Here is a 21,144-nt window from a genome sequence, read left to right as displayed (position 1 = left end):
ATGACCCGGGCGCAGAAAGCTCAGACGAAATCGAAATCTGCGCTGGTCAGAACTGTTCCGGCCAACCCATCAAGGATGATCGTGCCGCCGTCATGTACGATTTCCAGGTCGCCACCAACATCATTGATGGTCAGGCCCGCAAAACCGCCGCTATGGTCGGCAATCCGCAGGATATCCATACCATCCTGGAAATCCTCGATATTGTCGGTCCCGGAATTCGCGCCAAAGATAAAAGTATCCGGCCCGACGCCGCCATTCAGCGTGTCGTTTCCAGTGCCGCCATTGATGATTTCAGCGCCAAAGCCACCCTCGATCCGGTCATCGCCCGCCGCGCCCAGCAAAGTGTCGTGACCAGCGCCGCCGATGATCGTGTCATTCCCGCCGCCGCCATTCATAAGGTCATAGCCATTGCCGCCGTTCATCACATCGGCCCCGTCACCGCCGACAATAGTGTCAAAGCCACTTTCGCCGTTAAGAGTGTCGTTATTGGCACCGCCGACAAGGCTGTCTGCCCCGATGCCACCGTTGATGAGATCCTCACCTGCACCGCCAATCAGGGTATCAAGACCGGCGTCGCCATTCAGCGTGTCATTACCGTTGCCGCCGAAGATTTGGTCCCAGCCATTGCCACCATTCAACTCGTCATCGCCATCAAGCCCGACAATCGTGTCAAAACCGCCCAGCCCGTTGATCACGTTGTCCTCATCGCTGCCGGTCAGATCATCAGCGAAACGCGTGCCCGAGAGATTCTCGAAGCTGTGCTGCAACATGCCGAACGTCCCGATCGGCATCTGCCAGTCGGATGTGTTCAGAGAAAAGGTCACCCCGGAATTGAAGGCGCCGAAACCCAGGCTGTCGATGCCAGAGCCGCCATACATGGTCATGCCGCCGCCGCTCAACTCCGACACATTGACATTGTCATTGCCATTGCCGCCGCGCACGTTGATCGCCCCGCCGGTTCCGACGTTGATGGTGTCATTGTCGTTGCCGCCCGCGATCAGATCGACGAAACCTGAACCGGTGGTGATGGTGTCCTCACCATCACCCGTCAGAAGGGCATTCGCGCCGCCAGAGCCGATGGTGACGGTATCATTGCCGCCGCGCGTGATGATGGCGTCGATAAAGCCCGCGCCGGTGGTCACCGTATCGGCAAGCTCACCCAACCGGGCGACCCCGCCACCATTTGCGCCATAGGTCAGATTGGTCGCCTGGTTATCAAACACAAATACCGAATTGATGTGGCCGATAGCATTGATCGTCTGGGTCCGCGCGGTGTCCGAAGCAAAGCTCATCTGGCCGGCACCACCTGCTCCGATGGTGATCGTATTGTCGGAATTCCAGGAATGCAGCGATTCCAGAAAGCCGTTATTCGTGGTCAGCGTATTGGTGCTGTCATTCGTCTTGAAATACTGCAACCGGCTGTCGGCAAACAGGTTGATGATATTGACTGAATCATTCACCCGCAGTTCGCCGATCTCGGACGTGTCAAGAATATCGACATTGTTCTGGCCGCTGAAGCCCTGAACAAAATTGACATACGAACCGCCTGCGACCGTCAGCGCATCGTTGCCATGCCCAAGCCATACGGCACCCGCACCGCCCGAACCGATGGTCACGGTATCATTGCCGCCACGCGTTTCGATCAGGGCGACCCCACCGCCACCCGTGGTCACAGTGTCATGAGCATTTCCCAAACGCACCGAACCGGCACCATTTGCACCAAGCGTCAGGTTGACCGTGTTCAGATTGCCAACCTGAATGTTCTCAATATGCCCGGACGCAGTGATGGTTTGCGTCTGCGCCTGATCGGAGAAGAAATGCAGCGTGCCCGCACCGCCGCTGCCGATATTGACCGTGTTGTCGGCGTTCCATGAATCATAGAAACCGAACCACCTTGCATCCGTGGTCACGGTATTGGTGCTTTCACTCGTCTGGAAATAATTGATCCGGCTGTCGTCGTGGAGAGTGATCGTATTGGTCGATTGGTGCAGCGACAAGGTACGAATGCCCGCGCTGTTCATCAGCGTAACGTTATTTTGACCGGCGGTTCCCCTACTCGTCAAAAGATCGACATATCCGCCGTCCACATTGATGACATTGTTCCCGTCGCCAACATCGATAGACCGTGCACCACCGGACCCGATATTGACCGTGTCATCACCGCGGGTGCGAATATCCCGGACCCATCCCGTATCGGTCGTCAGGATGTTCGTGCTGCCCCGAAGGTCTACGGTTCTGGTGTCTTGTGAGCCAAGGGACACATCATGCGTCCCCGAGTTCGAGGCCGTCGAGATATGCGCGATCCGGGTGGAAATTAGATCGACATCAGAGTTCTGACCCAACACCAAGGACGTGATTTCTCGACCGAGGTCCCCGTTCGCATCTGCAAAATTTGTGAAATCCACATCCGATCCGAACTGGATCACCTCGATTCCCCAATTGGAACCGCTCATCGTGACATTCACTGTAGTGGTGTCCCCCGGGTTCGGTTCATCTATGCTCCCGCCCAGGAGATAGTTGCCCCCGCCCCAGCTAACGATATTTCCGTGCAGATCAGTAAAGTCGGTCACACCGTCCAAAAGAATATTATGATTGATCACAGCCATTTCAATGTCCCCCATCTTATATAGCGCAAAGCCGTCTCCCCGGAAAACCCACCCGGGATGTGTTGACCGGCCAGAGATTATGCCGGCTGCTCATTTCGACGATCGATTCATTCCCAGTTATCTTGGTCGTTCCTGTTCACAGTAATGCTGTATCAGGCAATATGCGGATCGATCACGCGTAGCTCACTATATCCGGGTTTTCCGAATTGTCGAACATTTGTGAGGGAAATGGCATCAAATTCAATCAATGGGAGAACTGCCAAATAAAGGAAATACCATAAGCTTATCAGGCATCCGGACCGAACAGTGACCGCGCGTTGGCCGCGCATTGAGTCCAAAGGACTTAATCAAACCAAATCAGCGGATTGGATAGATGCGTGGCCGCTTTGACGCACGGGCGGCGCGGCCGATGTCCAAGTTGGATAACTTTGCTCTTTCAATCTTTGCAGCTTTGCGCAAACGTTTGTGCAAGTTATGAAGCGACGGGGAGACGCCTGTGACTGACGCCCTTTTCAATGTTCATTTTTCGGCCGAAGGCGTTTGCGTCGGCAAGCTGCGGAACGAGGTGAGCCTGACTGCACACGAACCTTTTCAGGTCCAGCGCATGTTGGCTACGGATGAGGGCAAGTTCCAAGGCGGCGAGGATACAGCACCCACTCCGCTGGAGTTCTTCCTGACCGGATTGGTCGGCTGCCTGATGACGCAAATCCGGGTCTTTGCCAAACGGCTGAAGGTCGATGTCGAGGACGTCAAGGTCACCTGCCGCGCGCGTTGGGAGGCGCACCCAGACCCCGTTGGCCCCTATCAGGGCAAGCCGGTGGGATTTGAGATCGACGTCGATGTGACGTCCGGCGCGGACCCGGCGCGGGTCAGCGAACTGGTTGGCGCAGCACGACGGGGCTGTTTCGTCGAGCAAACGCTGAGCCAGGCCAACGAGATTACCCACCATCTGACGGTGAACGGCGCCGAGGCGCCAAGGCCCTGACAGGGCAGTCACCGGAACATCGCGTTTTCACCTAGGGAGGAAAGTATGACGCAAACTATTCAACACGGAAAATCATCAAGGGCTTTCAAAGGTCTGGCTGCAACACTCGTTGCGGCGGGACTGAGCCTTGCATCGCCCGCCATGGCGCAAGAGGAAATCGATGTGAGCATCGTCTCCGGTTTCTCGCCCGCCGTGGCCGCCGTGAAGATGCTCAAGGAAAGCTTCATGCCCAATGTCGATGCCCGCCTGGCAGAGACCGGCAATTACAAGATCAACTGGCAAGAGGCCTTTTCCGGCACGCTGGCCAAACCCGCGGGCGAGCTTGAGGCGATCGAGACCGGCCTTGCGGATATGGGTGTGATCCCCACCGCGTTCCACGCTGACAAGCTGCCGGTCTATCAGATCGGCTATGTTACACCCTTCACCACCACCGACCTGGTGCTGATCCACGAAGTCGTGGACGGGCTTGTCGATAAATACCCCGCGTTCCGCGACACCTGGACCAACCTGAACCAGGTCACGCTCTCGGCCAGCGGTATTCCCGACAACTACATTCTGTGCTCCGCCGAGCCGATCAATTCGCTCAGCGATATTGACGGGCTCAAGGTCGCGGGCGCGGGGCCGAACCTGCGCTGGATCGAACCGGCCGGCGCCACCGGCGTCACCGGCAGCCTCGGCAATTTCTACCAGCTGGTCGAAACCGGTGTGGTTGATGCGATGCTGGTCTGGGGTGAGGCCGTCGTGTCGCTCAAGTTCTATGAGGTCTGCGGCAACTACTTCAACGCCAACTTGGGCGGCGTGAACTCCTATGTGATCAACGCCAACCAACAGGCCTGGGACAGCTTCCCCGAAGAAGTGCAGGAGGCGATGATCGCCGCCGCCAAGCAATACGGCGTGGATATCGGCAACTTCGCCGCCGAACTGGGCAGCCAGGCACGTGACACCTTTGTCGCCAATGGCGGCAGCGTAGTCGAGATCGACCCGCAGGAACGCTCCGAATGGGCCGCGACCCTGCCCAACCTTGCACAGGAATGGGTCGCCAGCCTTGAGGCCAATGGTGTGCCCGCACAGGAGATCCTGAGCGAATACATGCAGGCCATGCGCGACGCGAACCAGCCGGTCGCACGTCAGTGGGACGAACAGTGAGCGAGTTGGACGACATGAACAGCGGAGGGGCGCCAGCCCCTTCGCACGGCCCCTCGACGCCGGGGCTGACGCCTCTGGTGGTGGGGATGGATGCGGTCGGCGCGCTGATCGTGCTGGGCATGATGATCATCGTGAATATCGACGTCTTCGGCCGCTGGCTGGCCGATTCCCCGCTTGCCGGGACGCTGGAACTGACCGAGATGGGCATCGTGGCGGTGGTCTATCTGCAACTGGCCCATACGATCCGCGTCAAACGGCTGACCCGGTCGGACACCTTCCTGAATTTCCTTGTGCGCCGCCATGGCGAACGGGTGAACCAGATGCTTCGCATGCTCTTCAACCTGGCCGGTTCCGTCATTCTGGCGATCATCGCCTATGGTCAGCTTCCAAGGCTGATCGACGCCTGGAGCCGCGGTTACTACAAGGGCAATGTCGGCATCTTCACCGCACCGACCTGGCCGCTTGAGGGCATCATGCTCCTCGGGGCCACTGCCGCTTCTTTGCAGTTTCTCGTCCTCGCCTTTCGCAACGCACGCGCCTTGCGCGCGGCTTGATCGCCTGACCCTCTGAACGCCATTGGAGAAATGAAATGACCGGGCTCGAAATCGGCCTTCTGTCCGTCGGGATCATTGTCCTGCTGATCTATTCCGGGATGCATGTGGGCATCGCGCTCAGCGTCGTGTCCTTTCTTTCCGTGGCCTTGCAGAAAGACAGTCTGACGCTGGCGATGAAGCTGCTAACGCTTGCTGCCGCAGATGGCATCGCGGATCAGACCTTTGCCGTGATCCCGCTTTTCGTGCTGATGGGGTTGATCATGAGCGCCTCCGATGTGGGGCGCGATGCCTATGATGTGGGCGATTATTTCCTGCGCCGCATCCGGGGCGGTCTTGGGCTGGCCACGGTCGGATCGAACGCCGTGTTCGCCGCGGTCACTGGGGTCTCCATCGCCTCGGCGGCGGTGTTCACACGGGTGGCGGTGCCGGAAATGCTGCGGCTGGGCTACTCCCCGCGCTTTGCCGTGGGTACGGTGGCGGGCTCTTCGGTGCTGGGCATGCTGATCCCGCCCAGCATCCTGCTGATCGTCTATGCCATCCTGACCGAGCAATCCATCGGCATGATGTTCTTTGCCGGGATCGGCCCGGGCATTATCCTGTCCAGCGTCTACTGCATCGGCATCATCGGCATGGCTTATTTCATGCCGGGATTTGTCTATGACACCACGGGCCGGTTCTCCGACCCCGAGACGATCGCCAACAGCGACCCGCGCGACACTCACAGCCTGTCGCAGATCCTGATCAAGTTCCTGCCGCTCCTGGGCCTCGTCCTGATCGTGCTGGGCGGCATCTATGGCGGCATCTTCACGCCCACCGAGGCGGGTGCCGTGGGCGCGATCTGCGCGCTGGTGCTGGCGGTGGTGCGCCGCAAGCTGAACCTGAAAGAGTTCTGGAAAGTGCTCTTGGAAACCGGCCATATCACCGCCTCGATCTGTTTCCTGATCATCGCGGCCACAATGTATTCGCGCTCGCTGGCATTGGCCGGTGTGCCGATGGAGATCGGCGGACTGGTGCGCACCGCGACGGATCAATTCCTGCTGGTGGTGCTGATCTATGTGCTGGTGGTCCTGCTGCTGGGTACGATCATCGACTCCGTGTCGATCATCCTGATCATGGTGCCGCTCTTCCTGCCGGTGATGCAGGGCTTTCAGGCCGATCCTATCTGGTTCGGTATCCTGACCGTGATCGCCGTCGAGGTGGGCTTGCTGACGCCACCGCTGGGCATTGCCTGTTTCGTGATCAAGGGATGCATCGACGATCCCCGCATCACGCTGGGCGACGTGTTCATGGGGGCCATTCCCTTTGCGCTCATGATGATCTTTGTGTTGGCCCTGATCACGGCATGGCCGCATCTGGTCTACATCAATCAATGGCTGTAACACACAAACAGACCTATCAGACACCCGTGAGACCGCCGCATGTCCAATCCACCCAAATCCGCAACTCACAAACGGGCGCGGCGGGTCAAGCTTGCGGATGTCGCCACGGCGGCGGGGGTGCACTATTCCACCGTGTCGCGCGTGTTGCGACCGGGTTTCAAGGGCCGCATCTCGGATGATGTGGCCGAACGGGTCCGGGCCGTTGCGCGCGAACTGGGCTACCAACCCAATGCCGTGGCCTCCAGCCTCCGCACCCAGTCCACCCGCTCCATCGGGCTGATCGTGCATGACATGAATGACCCGATCTACCCGCCGATCCTGAGCGGCATCGAATCCGTCCTGTCGCCGGACGGCTATGCGGTTCTGGTCGGGAATACGGGCTACGGCGCGGATGCGGAGCTCGACCTTGTTAACCGAATGGCGGCGCGGCTTGTCGATGGCATTTTCCTTGCTACCACGCGGTTGAAAGACCCTGCCGTGGAACGGTGCGTACAGCTCGGCATTCCGCTTGTTTCTGTGCTTCGCCAGACAGAAAGCGGGACGACGCCCGCCGTGATGAACGATTGCTTCCGGGGCATGGAAGCCCTGACATCCCACATCATCGACGCGGGCCATCGCGACATTGCAGCCATCATCGCACCGCAGGATCTTTCTACGGCACAGGAACGCTGGCAGGGGGTGCAATCCGCCATGCGCAAACATGGGCTGGATTTGCCCGAACACCGGATCGCCCGGGTCAGCCGCATGTCCACTGAAGAAGGGGAACGGGCCACCAAATCCCTCCTCGATGCTGCCACAGAGCCGCCCGGGGTGATCATCTGTGTGAACGACCTTGTCGCGATCGGTGCGATCCGCGCCTGTCGGCTATCCGGGCTGGATGTACCGTGGGATATTTCGATATCGGGCTATAACGACATCCCGCTGATGGACATGATCAATCCGCCGCTATCCACGGTGCATATGCATTTGGACAAGATCGGCAAGGCCGCGGGAGAGATGATGCTGGAATACCTGGCAAACCCGGAGCTGCCCGCCCGGACGCAACGCTTCAAACCCGAAGTGATCCTGCGTGGCTCGTTGCAGGGAGTGCATCCGCAGGGCTGAGGCCGGCATTGGCGGTAAATCCGCCAATGCCATTATCAAAGCGAAATCCAGCCCCGGGACGCGTTGGACTTTTGCATCGCTTCGACGGTACTTTGCACCTCATAGGCTTCGCGGAAGTCGGGCGTACAGGCCGGTCCGCCCGCATGCGCCGCCAACAGCTCGGCCACCTCAATGACCTTCAGGTCATTGAAGCCCAGATGATGCCCCGGTGCCGGGCAAAACGCGCCGTAAGGGGGATGCGCCGGGCCCGCCTCGATCCGGGTATAACCGCTGCGCCCTGCAGTTCCGGACCAGAGCTGCAATTCGTTCATCTGCTCCTGGCTGAAGGCCAGCGCCCCCTTGGTGCCGGTGATTTCCCACGACAGGTCCATTGTGCGCGCCGTCGCCGCCCAGTTGGCCTCAAGACTGCCGCTCACCCCGCTCTCAAACCGGATCAGCGCATGGGTCATGTCATCGACCTCGACCGGGGCACGCTCGGTCGCGCCGGGGGCCGTGGGCCGTGTGGCATGGATCGTCCGGCAATCGGCCTGCACCTCGGCCATGGGGCCAAGCAGGTAGCGCGCCATCGAGATGATATGGCTGCCGATATCGGCCAGCGCCCCACCACCCCGCGGGTCGGTGCGGAAGGAATGCGGCACATCCGGGTCGGCCATGTAGTTTTCCGCGTGCCGCCCGCGAAAGCCGGTCACCTCGCCGATGTCACCGCTGGCGATGATCTCGCGCGCGAGCTTGATCATCGGGTTGCGCAGGAAGTTGAAGCCCACCAGCGTGACGACACCCGCCGCCTCGGCGGCCTCGGTCATCTCAAGCGCCAGCGCAGCGGTGGTGGAGAGCGGTTTCTCGCAATAGACCGTCTTGCCCGCTTTGATCGCCGCGTGGGCGATGGGGGCATGCAGCACGTTGGGCGCGGTGATGGCAACGATATCGACCGCGTCATCCGCCACCAGCGCCTGCCAATCCCCGGTGCCCCGCGCAAAGCCCAGCGCCTGCGCGGCGCGCGCCGCCAGATCGTCACTGGCATCGGCAAGCATCTCCAGCCGTGGCTCTCCCGGCACGTCGAAAAGCCCCGAGACCGCGCGGAACGCATTCGCGTGGCAGCGCCCCATGAAGCCCGATCCGACCAGTCCGATTCCAATCTCCGGTTTATTCATTGCTCTGTCCTCCGCCTTGTCATGCCGCTGCCTCGCCACGGTGATGGGACACCGCGTCGATCAGGTTTTCCTCGGTCATGTCATCGCCTTCGAATTCGGCCACGACCGCACCTTCGGACATGGCCAGCACCCGGTGGCTGACGCCCAGCACCTCGGGCATCTCCGAAGAGATCACGATCACCGCCAGACCCCGTTCGGCCAGATCGGCGATCAATTCGTGAATCGCCGATTTCGACCCCACGTCGATCCCGCGTGTCGGCTCATCAAGGATGATCAGCTTGGGATCGGCGCAAAGCCATTTGGCCAGCACGAATTTCTGCTGGTTGCCGCCCGACAGCTGCGACACCGCCTGATCCGGGCCAGTGGTCTTGATCGACAGCGCCGAGCGGTATTTCTCAAACGTGGCCAGTTCCTTGGGCCGGTTCATCACCGACAGCTCCGAGAACAGGCTGAGATGCGGCAGCGAGGTGTTTTCGCGCCCGCCCATCATCAGCACCAGCCCCTGTTCCTTGCGGCTTTCCGGGACCAGCGCCATGCCCATATCAATGGATTGGCGCGGCGTCGGCAGGGCGATGTCGCCGCCCTTCCAAAAGATCTTGCCGCCATCGGCACGGCGCACGCCAAAGACGGTTTCAACCACCTCGGAACGCCCCGCGCCCACAAGCCCGTAAAGCCCAAGCACCTCGCCTTCGCGCACCGAAAAGCTGACATCCTGGAACAGCCCGGACTTGCTCAGTTCCTCGACCCGCAGCACCTCTTCCCCGAACTCGGCTTTGGCCTTGACGAAGAACGTGTCCAGCGTCCGCCCGATCATCATGCGCGTGACCTGGTTCAGGTCGGTGTCGGCTGTATCCACCGTGCCCTGAACCTGCCCATCGCGCAGCACGGTGATGCGGTCGGTGATGTCGAAAATCTCGTCCATCTTGTGGCTGATATAGACGATGCCCACGCCGCGTGCCTTGAGGCCCCGAATGGTGTGGAAAAGCTGATCCTTTTCCGTGTCGGTCAGCGACGCCGTGGGTTCATCAAAGATCACCACATTGGCGCTGAACGCCTCGGCGCGGGCGATTTCGACCATCTGCTGCATGGCAACCGACAGGGTGCCCACGCGCACATCCGGGCCAAAGCCACATCCCAGCGCCTCCAGCGCCTTGGACGCGTTGCGGCGCAATTCGCGTTTCTTCAGCACGCCAAAACGATTCGTGGGCCATGCACCAAGATAGATATTCTCGGCCACCGACAGTTCCGGCGACAGCGACAATTCCTGGTGGATCAACAAAATCCCCTTTTGTCGCGCGTCCAGCGGGCCGGTGACCTCGGTCGGCGCGCCCTGATAGACGATCTGCCCGCTATCGGGTTTGTGCAGCCCGGCCAGCGCCTTCATCAGGGTGGATTTCCCGGCGCCGTTTTCGCCCACCAACGCGTGAACCTCGCCGGGGCGGATGTCAAAGCTGACATTGTCCAGCGCCTTCACGCCCGGAAATGTCTTGGTGATGCCTTCGACCTTGAGAATGACGTCATCCATCACGTGTCCCCCTTGTGGTTCAACAGCTTGTCCAGAACGAGCGCCAGCACGAGCACCCCGCCCATCACCATCAGCTCGACATAGTTGGGCGTATTGAGCAGCCGCAGACCGTTGCGTAGAACCGCCAGCGTCAGCACGCCGCCAATGGTCATCCACATGCTGCCGAACCCGCCCTGCAGACGCGTGCCGCCCAGCACCACGGCGATGATCGTCCAAAGCTCCCAGATCTTGCCCGCGTTGGGCTCGGCCGTGCCAAGCCGCATCGACAACAGGATGCCACAGACCGCCGCCAGCGTGCCGCAGATGGTGAAATTGATGATCTTGTGGCGTTTGACATTGATGCCCGCATCATGCGCGGCCTCGATATTGTCGCCCACCGCATAGGTTTCGCGCCCGTGGCGGGTGCTCGACAGTACCCATTGAAAGAACAGCGCCAGCGCAAGGAACAGCATCGCGGTAAGCGAGATCGGGCCAATGTAGATTTCGGGGATCTCGGTATAGCTGAAGTCCTGCACCATCAGCGCGTTTTCCCCGCTATAGACAAAGACCAGACCGCGAATGCCGATGAGCCCACCCAGCGTGACGATGAAGGAATGCATGCCCGACAGCGCCACCAGCGTGCCGTTGACGAAGCCCAGCGCCGCGCCGGACATCAGGCCAAGGAACACGGCGGGCCAGACGCCCATGTGATCCTGCAACCCGATGGCCAGGGCCGAGGCCAGCGCGAGGATGGCGCCGACCGAGAGGTCGATCTCGCCGTCGATCATCACCAGGGTCATTCCGATGGCAAGAATGCCGATGAACGCGCCTTGGGTCAGGATATTGCCGATATTGTTAACGGTCAGGAAATAGGGGCTGGCGAGCGAAAACACGACCACGGTGAGGGCGAGAAACACCCAGATATGGTTGCGAAGCAGCCAGCCCAGCACGCTTTGCAGCGGCGATCCGGTCTGAGATTCGGTTGCAAGGCTCATGCGAAGATCCTCCCGCGCTTGGCGCCCAGATCAATCCAGACGGCGATGATGATGACGGCCCATGTGACGAGCCATTGCACGTAATAGGGAAAACCAAGCAGCAGCAGTCCGTTTTGGATGAAACCCAACATCGAGATGCCGATCACCGTCCGCCAGATGCTGCCAGACCCGCCCAGAAGCGAAGTCCCGCCAAGGATAACCCCGGCCAGAACGGTCAGTTCATAACCCTGCCCGATGGTGTTCTGCGCCCCCATGACCCGGCTGCCCATGATGACCGCGGCCACCCCTGTGGTGAAACCGGACACGACATAGGTCCAAAACACGGTCCAGCGTGCGTCGATCCCGGAAAAGATGCTGGCGGTTTCATTGCCGCCCACGCCGTAGACGCGCCGCCCAAAGGTGGTGAATTGCAGCACCAGCCCGGCGATCACGGCCCCCACAAGAAACAGGATCACAGGCACCGGAAGACCAAGGAAATCGCCGCGTCCGAACACCCCGAACCAGGTCTCCTGCGCATTGGCGACATTGACGTTCGATCCGCCCGAGTAAAACAGCACAAGCCCTTGTAAAAATGATAACATTGCCAAAGTCACGATCAGCGCGTTCAGCCCGACAAACCCAACGAGCAACCCGTTGAAGGCGCCCACGGCGACCCCCACCAGCAAGGTCATGACAATCGCCGGAAACGGCCCCGCGATATTGTGCTGATCGACCACGATGACCGTGAGCAATGTCAGAAGCGAGCCGACGGACAGGTCGAGCCGCCCGGTCAGCACCACAAAAGTGACCCCCAGTGCCATCATGCCGGTGATCGACACCTGCCTGAGCACATCGAGAATATTCCCCGGTGTCAGAAAGGCGTCTGCGTTCAGCGCGACCCCTCCCAGAAACACCAGAAAGGCCAGTATTAGCCCATGTCGGCGCAAGACGCCGTTGATCGTCTGTCCCATGTGAAAATTTCCTCCCTACAGCGACGATAGGCAGCGTCCGGGGTCCGAAAAACTGCGGTTATGTCCAAAATGAATCTTTACCCATTCCGTTGCCCCGAACAGCTCCCCGACAAAGGCCCCGGGCGCAAATGCCGGAAAATCAGATTTGGACATTTCAGCAATTGAGCGCGCCCTCCTTCTGCCGAACAGTCAGGGCAAGCACCCCGAAACGCTGCCAACGGGGCGTGCACTGAGGAGGAATGGCAGCGTCCAGAGGAGGAACACATGAACAAATTTACAACAGCACTGGCCCTTGCGACCGCTGTTGCCTGCGCCGCAGGCTTTGCGAGCGCCGAGGATGCACCGGACTGGCTGGGCGGTGAGCTGAAAAAGCCGCTGTCCGAGACCCGTATCGGCATCACCGTGCTTTATCCCGGCTCCAACGCCTATCAGGCGAAATATGCCGAAACGGCTGAGGCCTATACCAAGGAACTGGGCATCCAGGCGACCGTGATGGACCCGCAGGGCGATCCGGCCGTACAATTCGACCAGATTCAGGACATGGCGTCGCAAAACCCCGATGCGCTTGTGGTCTGGCCGACCTCGCAGAACGCGCTGATCCCGGCGATTCGCAACGCATCGCGCGCGGGCATCCCGGTGATCACCTCGAACTCGCCCATCGGCGAGGCGGGCCGCCGCTATATCGTTGGTCACACTGGCCCCGATGATTGCGCGCAAGCCGAACAATCGGCGGAAATGCTGGGCGACGCGCTTGGCGGCGAGGGCAATATCGTGGTGGTCGAAGGCACGCCCGGCTACAGCGTGTCGATCCTGCGCAAGAACTGCTTCCTCGACAAGATGGCGGACAGCTATCCCGGGATCACCATTCTGGCCAGCCAGACCGCAGAATGGAACCGCGAGAAAGCGCAGACTGTGATGGAAACCTTCCTCACCCAGTTCGGCGACCAGATCGACGGCGTCTATGCCTTTGACGATGGCATGGGGCTTGGCGTGATCTCCGCGCTGCAAGGCGCCGGCAAGGAACCGGGCGAGGTCAAGGTCGTGACCTGTAACCAGTTCGGCGAAGGCTGGGACGCGATGAAGGCCGGATGGCATTCCGGTTCGAACAAGCAATCCCCGGTCGATGACGCGATCCTTGCGATCCAGACCGCGATCAAGGTCGCCAACGGGATCGACGTCCCTGCGCTGCAAGGCATCGAAACACCCAAGGTGCTGCCGGAGAACGTTGACGAGTTTGAACGTCCGTCCTGGTAAGCACGGGCTTTAATTGGTGCAACAAGCGCCCCCGCAGGAGACTGCGGGGGCGTTTCTGATTGGCGGAAAGCTCTGTTTGAGTCGAAGTGCAAAACCGTGCTTTGGCGCGGCGGCCTTCGGCCTTTGTTCCGTGTGGGGCACATTGTCCGGGCAGAGCTCCAACCAGACATGCGCACGATGCCTTTGGCAGGCATTCCACGGCTTCGAAACGACCTGGATGCAGCCGGGGAACCGGCATCTAATCAATCACTATTCGTGCTCAACTCACCGGAAGGAAATCCACGGGCCACATCGCGATCCATGCATGTTTTTCTGGACCGTCTCGATGATCAAGCGGTAGCCGGATTCCCGACCCACGTCCATGCCGCACCCACAGTCGGGCTGTGGTAACAATGCTCGCCCCGCGCCGCCACCGCTCGAATGCGATCTGGTAGCGCGGCGATTTCTTCCTCGGTCGCCACCCCGAGTCGAACGGCTTTGGGGCCGAATCCCGCTACCCCTTCTGCAAGCTGCAAATCCGGGTAGGTGACGACCATTTTGCCATGCAAATCCGTTCCGTGCGGCATCGGTAATCCAGCCTCGCGAAACCAGCTCGCGAGACGAGCGCCCGCGTCCAACGACCGACCAGCCGCAGCCAGGGTCAGATTCATGATCTCGATGCCGCGCACGAGCACAGGATCGGGCGGCGCGACCAGTGCCGCCGCAATCACGTAGTCCATGGCAACCAATACACCACCCGGCCGGGTCAGAGCCGCGAGCCGCCGCACCATTGCAATCGGATCATCCATGTGAATCAGCAGGAACCGGCAGAACACCATGTCGAACGGGGCACCGGGGACGGTCTCGCCCGACAACAGGTCAGCTGTGTGGAAGTTGAAATTGCAGGCCTCTTCCCCTTGCAGCCTCTTCAAACCGTAGGCGCCCACTTCCGGGTCGATATCGACGCCCGTGACAACGCCATCTTGCCCGACCCTGCGCCCCATCAAACGCATCACCTCACCTGGCCCGCAACCCGCATCGAGCACGGACATCCCCGATCCGAGCCCCGCGCGGGCAAGTACCTGATCTGTGAAGGGGGCCCAGCGTTCTGCCTGAACACGGAGGCGCTCGTATTCTCGCGGCGTTCGCGACAGAACATAGCCGTCGTCATTCAGGTCTTGCGACATGGGGCGCCTCACTACAGATCCACGAGCAGCCTGGGCGGTGGAGGAACAGCTCTCCAGACGCCCCTTCTCCCCCAGCATAGCACAAAGCGCGCGGGTGATGGTCGCCGCAGTCGGTTCCTTTCGCCGGAGCACCCGGTCTCCACGCCTTAGTAATGCCCCCGCTCACGCATCAGCGCGTCGATCCTGTTCTGAGACCGGCCAAGCGCGTCTTCGACGGAAATCGCCCCTTGCAGCATCATGTGGATCTCGTCCCCCAGAACGCTCAGCAACTCGCTGAATTCCGGGATTGGCGGGCGGGGCCATGTCTGCAATTCACCGCGTCGCTCCATGGCATCCACTTCGCTGATCAGCGAGGAACTGGCCTGCACCTCGGGGTCAGCGCTGGTGGAAAAACGCGGGCTGGTGAGGTTGCCGTTCAGCACATACCACTTGAGCATTTCGGGCCGGGTCAGGTATTCCATGACCTTCCACGATGCTTTCTTGCGTTCCGCGCTCAACCCCGCAGGCACCGACAGCGAAAACCCCCCGATGGGTGACACCGTGCGCGCGCCGGGGCCATGCGGATGCGGCACGAATTTCACGTTGCCATGGGCGGGCGAGTTTTCGTTCAGCTCAAAAGCGGCAGCGCGAATGCTCCAGCCATAGGTCATCGCCGCCTCGCCGCGCGAAAAAATCCCGATTCGCCGGTCCCAATTGCAGCTCAGGCTGTCCTTGTGGGAAAACTCCGCCAGTTCCAGCAGGAACTCCGCCGCCTCCCGCGCGGCATCGGTATCCAGCAGTGGACGGTAGTTTTCCCCCTCGATCTCGGCCACGTTGAATTCATCGCCCAGCGGATCAAGGTTGATGATCGGCTGACCAAAATCCGCCAGCGTCTGCATGAAGGTATGGGCCATCGGCGTACCGCGTCCGAAATTCATCACGATGCCGGACATGTTGAAGCCTGAGCGGTGCAGCACCCGCGCCGCCAGCAACAACTCATCGGTGGATGTCGGACAGGACAGCCCGGCCTCGGCAAACAGGTCGGCGCGGCAGAACAGCAATTCCGCCGTCGGCTGGATTGGTAACCCGTACTGGCTGCCGTTCCAGGACGATCCCTTGTACGCCGCGTTATGAAAATCCGATGGGTTATAGCGCTCTTCCCGCATGACCTCGTCCAACGGTTCGATCACGCCTTCGGTGGCCAGTTGGCCAATCCACGGCAGATCGACAGCCATCAGGTCATATTTGGATATCTGCCGCCCGGCATTGCTCATGATCTCGCCATGCAGCTCATCCAGCGGCAGGTTGACGATTTCGATATTGGTCCCGCATAACTCGTCCAGATTGGACGAAAACTCGCTTAGCGTCTTGAAGGTGGGATCGATGGGGCTGAGAATCCGGAAGGTCCGGTCCACCCCCACCCCCTGCCGCATGGCGCTGGGATAGGGCAAGGTGCGCGAGGCCATGTAATAGCCCCCGAAATAGAAATCGCCCATCTCGCTATCGCCGGTGGTGAAACCGAATGTATTGCCGACCATCGCCTTGAGTTGCATGGCAAAGCTTTCGAACTCCGCGATCAGCTTGCGGGTGGGATGCAGCGAAAAGCTTTTGCCAGACCGCGATTTTGGCCGCTTGTGCAGCAATCCCTCGTCGATCAGCTCGGTAATCCGCCGCATCGCCGTACCATAGGGCACATCGGCCGCCGATGCCGCCGAGGTCACGGTCAGCAGCTTGCCCTCGAGATGCCGCCGCATCGCATAGGCCACGATGTTCCAGCGCGGGTCCACCGTGGCAAGGCTGGTCCGCTTTTCGGATATGTCGCGGTTCGATTCCACAAAGGTGAGGATTCGCAACAGTTCCTCGCGCGTCATCGGGGCATCTCCTGTGGTCCGTCGGGCTGGTCCAGCACATGATTTCAAAGCCGCACGGGCAAACCAGACGCGGTTCGTCCAAATCTGACATTTCGCGTGTTCAGCAACAAGGCCCCGTCATGCAACCCTCTGAAACAAGACATATCCGGGGAGGAGACAATGGCGCATTCGGAGTACGACTATATCGTGATTGGTGCGGGGTCGGCCGGCTGCGCCGTGGCCGGCCGCCTGGCCGAGGCCGGGCAATCGGTGCTGCTTCTGGAAGCCGGTGGAAAGGACCGCAACCCCTTCATCCATATCCCGCTGGGCTATTCGATGCTCTATGCCAACCCATCGGTCAACTGGTGCTATGAAAGCGCGCCGGAGCCACATCTGAACAATCGCCGCCTGTTCCAGCCGCGTGGCAAGGTACTGGGCGGAACCGGCGCGATCAACGGCATGATCTACATGCGCGGCCAACCGCAGGATTTCGACGGCTGGGAAGCGGCGGGCTGCACCGGCTGGGGCTGGGACGGTGTGCTGCCCTATTTCAAATCCTGCGAGGATCAGGAGCGCGGTGCCAATGAATTCCACGGCACCGGCGGCCCGGTGGCGGTCTCGGATATCCGTACCGAACATGAATTGGGTGAGGCGTTCCATGCCGCCTCTGAGGCGCTTGGCGTGCCGCGCAATGACGATTTCAACGGCGCGCAGCAGGAAGGCACGGGCTATGTCCAGACCACAACCAAAAAGGGCCTGCGCTGGAGCACCGCGGCGGGCTATCTGCGCGGTCCCGCGAAACGCAATATCGACCTGAAGCTGAATGCCATGGTCGAGCGCATCACACTGGAGGGCAAGCGCGCCTCCGGTGTACGCTGGACCGATCGGCGCGGCAGCCATGAGGCCCGCGCCCGGCGCGAGATCATCCTGAGCGGTGGCACCTTCAACTCGCCGCAGCTTTTGCAAATCTCCGGCATCGGGCCCGGCGCGCTGCTCCGCCAACATGGTATCGAGGTGAGCCACGAGCTGCCCGGCGTGGGCGAGAACCTGCAGGATCATTTCGGCATCGGGGCCGAGTATCGCTCCACCGTGCATTCCACGGTCAACGACCTCTACAACAACAAGCTCAAGGGCGGGCTGCAGCTCTTGCGGCACCTGATTTTCCGCACCGGACCTTTTGCCGATAATGGCAATTATTCCAATACCTTCATCTGCTCCGGCCCGGAAATTGACCGACCCGACATGATGGTCACCTTCATGGCGTGGTGCACCGATGAGCAACTGAAACCCCACCCGTTCTCGGGCTTTACCATTCTTGCCGAACACATGCGTCCGAACTCCCGCGGGCATGTCAGGATCTCCGGCCCGGCTCCCAGCGACAAGCCGGAGATCCAGTTTAATTTCTTCGCCGACGAAGCCGACCAGCGCGCCGCCATCGCGGGGCTGCAATTCGGTCGCAAGATCGCGGCGACCAAGCCGATGTCCGATTGCGTGGAGTATGAGCTGTCACCGGGCAAGGACGTTCAGTCCGACGCCGAATTGCTCGCCTATTGCCGCGCCAATGGCCTGTCCTTGCTGCACCCGGTCGGGACCTGCAAGATGGGTGTGGGCGAGGATGCGGTGGTCGATCCGCGCCTGCGGGTGCATGGTATCGACGGGCTGCGGGTGGCCGATGCCTCGATCATGCCGCGCATCGTCACCGGCAACACCAATGCCGCCTCGATCATGATCGGAGAAAAGGCCGCCGCGCTGATCCTCGAAGACGCAAGGGAGCACGCCTGATGCAGACGCTTGGAATTGCCCTGATGGGCACCGGCCGCATGGCCCATGTCTACGGACCCAAGATCAACGCCCATCCCGGGCTGCGCCTTGAGGTGATCTATAACCCGCGCATCGCGTCCGCCACCAAGGCCGCCGATCTCTATGGCGGGCGCGCGATGGACGATCTGGATGCGGTACTGGCCGATCCGGCCGTGGACGCGGTGGTCATCGCCACGCCGACCGACACCCATGTCGATTATATCGAGGCGGCGGCGCGGGCGGGCAAGCCGATCTATTGCGAAAAGCCGCTGGATCAGTCGCTCAGCCGCGTCGATCGGGCGATGGCCGCGTTGCGCGACCATCCCGTGCCCTTCATGCTGGGCTTCAACCGGCGCTTTGATCCGGACAATGCGGCGTTGCGAGAAGCGGTGAAACGCGGCGAAATCGGGCGGCTCAATATGCTGATGAGCTGGTCACGCGAACCCAGCCCGCCGCCCATCGAGTATGTCCGCGCCTCGGGTGGCTATTTCGTCGACGCCACGATCCACGATATCGACCTCTTGTGCTGGATCGCAGGTGAGCGCCCGGTCGAGGTCATGGCCGCCGGCTCCTGCATGTTTGATCCACAGATAGGTGCCGAGGGCGATTTCGACATGACCATGACCACGCTCAAGATGCCCTCGGGCGCGCTGGTCCATATCAACAACTCCCGCGCCTGTGCCTACGGATTCGACCAGCGGTTGGAGGCCTTTGGCGACGGTGGCATGGTGCAGACGCTGAATCACCGTGACGACAATCTGGTGCGCTGGGACAAGGCCCGCACCGTCGCACGCGAACCGCTCAAGCATTTCTTTCTCGAACGCTATGATCAGTCTTTCTACAACGCGCTCGACGAATTCCACGCGGCGGTAACCGGCAACCGCGCGCCATCAGCGACGGCCGAGGACGGGCACGCTGCGCTTGCCATCGCGCTGGCCTGTGCCGAGTCGGCGCGAACCGGTCGCGCCGTGGCACCAGAATTCGCATAGCGGGAATTCGGAGATCTGAGCGGCCTGTATTTGCCAAGACCGTCGAAGTGATCACACATGCCGGGAATGGCGGCGGTCCGCGCGTGACCAAGACATCCACCGTAACCATCTGGAAATTGTGACGGCGCTGCAATCCCGTGACGCCAAAGCGGCGCGTCCCGCGCCGAAACCCGCCTTGCCTGTCGTCTTTTGTGGGGGAAGGTGGCGGACCGAGGAGGATTCGAACCCCCGACCCCCTGATTCGTAGTCAGGTACTCTATCCAGCTGAGCTATCGGTCCGTGGAGCCGGGGTTTACGGAAGCCGCCCGACCTTTGCAAGAGTGAAATGCGAGAATTTTCAAAGATCACCGCGCGGCAGGCAAATCTCGAATATCGTGCCCGCCTCGGAGCTGTCGATGAGCATCACCGTGCCGCCATGACCACGGATCAGTTCGGCAGCGATGGCAAGCCCAAGACCGCTGCCGCCCTTGCGTGCACCGCCCTGAAACGGCTGGAACAGATGCTCACGCGCCTTGGGCGGCAGGCCGGGACCGGTATCGGTCACGCGGATGCGCCAGACATCTTCCTCTTCCTGCGCCGCGACGTTGATCTCGCCCGGTTTGCCGGTGTTGACGATGGCCTGACGTGCATTGCGCACGAGGTTGGACAACACACGGTACAATTGTTCAGGGTCAGCACGGACGCTAAGCGTGGCGGGCACGTCCTCGGAAAAGCTCAGGTCATGGTCGCCCACCGTCAGCCGTTCGCTTTCCACCACATCGCTGACCAGTTCGGCAAGCGAGACACGGGTAAGGCTGGGCGCCGGTTCCTCGGCCCGGCCAAAAGCCAGCGTGCTTTCACAGAGCGACACAGCGCGGGTGATAGATCTGACCAGTTTGGGCGCGAGACGTTTCACAGCCGGGTCCTCGGACATTTCGATCCGGTCGGTGAACAGCTGTGCCGAGGTCAGGATGTTGCGCAGGTCATGGCTGACCCGAGCCACGGCCCCGCCCAACTGCGCGAGCCGCTCTTTCTGTTTCAGCGCGTGGGTCAGTTCGGTCTGCAGCGATTGCAGCGCTTCTTCCGCTTCGCGCAATTCGCGCACACCGGCCGAGGGCTGGATGATACGGCGTGCATCTTCGGGCGCGGCGGCATAGGCCATCATGTGACCGATGACCCCCTTGATCGGTTTCACGAGGAAGACACGCACTGCGAGGAACAACAGAAACGCCGTGGCAATCGAAATCACGGCCGAGAGAAACAGAATGCGCAGCCCGTAATCGATCATCGCCATGCGCAGCGGCGCGGTTTCCATCGACACTTCAATCAACAGGCCTGCGTCACGCAGCGGGTTTCCGATGACACGGATGATCCGGGGCTCCGGATCGGCAAGACGCTGCATGGCATGCATGATTAACGGAAGGGGCCGCGACTCCCGCAGGTCAAAGGTGGCATCAATGGGCCGGGGCATGGGCGAGGACAGGATCAACTGCCGCGCCTCATCCCGGCGCAGCACCACGTTGTAGACGCCCGCATTGCGCAACAGCTCTTCTTCGAGATCGGTGTCGATCATGTCATTGGCCAAAAGCGCCAGCGACGCGATTTGCGCCCGTTCCAGATGACCCAGAAGGTAATCTTCGCGGAACCGGGCCACCGAGGGCACAAAGACCAGCACCTCCGCCAACATCACGAAGACGGTTGTGAGGATCAGAAATCGCCCAGACAGCGAATTGAGCATGGCCCGCCCTACCCC

General features: G+C 60.9%; 16 protein-coding genes and 1 tRNA gene. 8 read left to right on the top strand and 9 right to left on the bottom strand.

Annotated elements, in window-relative coordinates; genetic code table 11:
• Window positions 1–20: 20 nt before the first annotated feature.
• On the bottom strand, window positions 21–2,606 hold the full coding sequence (locus PGB28_RS18435; RefSeq protein WP_271423003.1) for a calcium-binding protein: 2,586 nt from the start codon (window positions 2,604–2,606) through the stop codon (window positions 21–23).
• A 496-nt stretch (window positions 2,607–3,102) separates the two neighbouring features.
• On the opposite strand from PGB28_RS18435, the gene PGB28_RS18430 reads away from it, so the two are divergent.
• Genes PGB28_RS18430 through PGB28_RS18410 form a run of 5 tightly spaced genes read left to right on the top strand, consistent with a single transcriptional unit; the run spans window position 3,103 to window position 7,774 of the window.
• On the top strand, window positions 3,103–3,591 hold the full coding sequence (locus tag PGB28_RS18430) for an OsmC family protein (protein WP_271423002.1): 489 nt from the start codon (window positions 3,103–3,105) through the stop codon (window positions 3,589–3,591).
• Between the two features lie 45 nt (window positions 3,592–3,636).
• A complete protein-coding gene (locus PGB28_RS18425; RefSeq protein WP_271423001.1) occupies window positions 3,637–4,737 on the top strand; it encodes a C4-dicarboxylate TRAP transporter substrate-binding protein in 1,101 nt (366 codons plus the stop codon).
• Window positions 4,734–5,291, top strand: a complete 558-nt coding sequence (locus PGB28_RS18420) for a TRAP transporter small permease subunit (RefSeq protein ID WP_271423000.1) — start codon at window positions 4,734–4,736, stop codon at window positions 5,289–5,291. The genes PGB28_RS18425 and PGB28_RS18420 overlap by 4 nt, the downstream gene beginning before the upstream one ends.
• 35 nt (window positions 5,292–5,326) lie before the next feature.
• Complete coding sequence (locus PGB28_RS18415) at window positions 5,327–6,670, top strand: TRAP transporter large permease (RefSeq protein WP_271422999.1); 1,344 nt, start codon at window positions 5,327–5,329, stop codon at window positions 6,668–6,670.
• Between the two features lie 39 nt (window positions 6,671–6,709).
• Complete coding sequence (locus PGB28_RS18410; RefSeq protein WP_271422998.1) at window positions 6,710–7,774, top strand: LacI family DNA-binding transcriptional regulator; 1,065 nt, start codon at window positions 6,710–6,712, stop codon at window positions 7,772–7,774.
• 35 nt (window positions 7,775–7,809) lie between these two features.
• On the opposite strand, the gene PGB28_RS18405 is transcribed toward PGB28_RS18410, so the two are convergent.
• The 4 genes from PGB28_RS18405 to PGB28_RS18390 are packed head-to-tail and all read right to left on the bottom strand — an operon-like array spanning window position 7,810 to window position 12,374.
• Window positions 7,810–8,925 carry a Gfo/Idh/MocA family protein gene (locus PGB28_RS18405; RefSeq protein ID WP_271422997.1) on the bottom strand — a complete coding sequence of 372 codons (1,116 nt, stop codon included), beginning with the start codon at window positions 8,923–8,925 and terminating at the stop codon, window positions 7,810–7,812.
• Window positions 8,926–8,944: 19 nt separating this feature from the next.
• A complete protein-coding gene (locus tag PGB28_RS18400; RefSeq protein WP_271422996.1) occupies window positions 8,945–10,450 on the bottom strand; it encodes a sugar ABC transporter ATP-binding protein in 1,506 nt (501 codons plus the stop codon).
• Window positions 10,450–11,424, bottom strand: a complete 975-nt coding sequence (locus tag PGB28_RS18395) for an ABC transporter permease (protein WP_271422995.1) — start codon at window positions 11,422–11,424, stop codon at window positions 10,450–10,452. Before PGB28_RS18395 ends, PGB28_RS18400 begins: the two co-directional genes overlap by 1 nt.
• The gene (locus PGB28_RS18390) at window positions 11,421–12,374 is read right to left on the bottom strand and encodes an ABC transporter permease (protein WP_271422994.1); all 954 of its coding nucleotides are present in this window, start codon (window positions 12,372–12,374) and stop codon (window positions 11,421–11,423) included. The genes PGB28_RS18395 and PGB28_RS18390 overlap by 4 nt, the downstream gene beginning before the upstream one ends.
• A 264-nt stretch (window positions 12,375–12,638) precedes the next feature.
• Between PGB28_RS18390 and PGB28_RS18385 the strand changes: the two genes are divergently transcribed.
• Window positions 12,639–13,628, top strand: a complete 990-nt coding sequence (locus PGB28_RS18385; RefSeq protein ID WP_271422993.1) for a sugar ABC transporter substrate-binding protein — start codon at window positions 12,639–12,641, stop codon at window positions 13,626–13,628.
• 329 nt (window positions 13,629–13,957) lie between these two features.
• Here PGB28_RS18385 and PGB28_RS18380 read toward each other — a convergent pair whose 3' ends face one another.
• Complete coding sequence (locus PGB28_RS18380) at window positions 13,958–14,794, bottom strand: class I SAM-dependent methyltransferase (protein ID WP_271422992.1); 837 nt, start codon at window positions 14,792–14,794, stop codon at window positions 13,958–13,960.
• A 146-nt stretch (window positions 14,795–14,940) separates the two neighbouring features.
• Window positions 14,941–16,644, bottom strand: a complete 1,704-nt coding sequence (locus PGB28_RS18375) for an ABC transporter substrate-binding protein (protein ID WP_271422991.1) — start codon at window positions 16,642–16,644, stop codon at window positions 14,941–14,943.
• Window positions 16,645–16,803: 159 nt separating this feature from the next.
• On the opposite strand from PGB28_RS18375, the gene PGB28_RS18370 reads away from it, so the two are divergent.
• Window positions 16,804–18,405, top strand: coding sequence for a GMC family oxidoreductase (locus PGB28_RS18370; protein ID WP_271422990.1), 1,602 nt, complete (start codon window positions 16,804–16,806; stop codon window positions 18,403–18,405).
• Window positions 18,405–19,412: an inositol 2-dehydrogenase gene (iolG, locus tag PGB28_RS18365; protein ID WP_271422989.1), complete on the top strand. Its 1,008-nt coding sequence runs from the start codon at window positions 18,405–18,407 to the stop codon at window positions 19,410–19,412. Before PGB28_RS18370 ends, iolG begins: the two co-directional genes overlap by 1 nt.
• 202 nt (window positions 19,413–19,614) lie before the next feature.
• Here iolG and PGB28_RS18360 read toward each other — a convergent pair.
• Both PGB28_RS18360 and PGB28_RS18355 read right to left on the bottom strand, forming a co-directional pair.
• A tRNA-Arg gene (locus PGB28_RS18360) sits at window positions 19,615–19,691 on the bottom strand.
• A 58-nt stretch (window positions 19,692–19,749) separates the two neighbouring features.
• Window positions 19,750–21,129 carry a sensor histidine kinase gene (locus PGB28_RS18355; RefSeq protein ID WP_271422988.1) on the bottom strand — a complete coding sequence of 460 codons (1,380 nt, stop codon included), beginning with the start codon at window positions 21,127–21,129 and terminating at the stop codon, window positions 19,750–19,752.
• Window positions 21,130–21,144 lie beyond the last annotated feature (15 nt).

Source organism: Primorskyibacter aestuariivivens, from assembly GCF_028023675.1.
In the GTDB taxonomy this organism is placed as follows: domain Bacteria; phylum Pseudomonadota; class Alphaproteobacteria; order Rhodobacterales; family Rhodobacteraceae; genus Marinovum; species Marinovum aestuariivivens.
The sequence above is the reverse complement of the archived record's forward strand: the minus strand, read 5'-3'. Positions and strand labels throughout refer to the sequence as shown.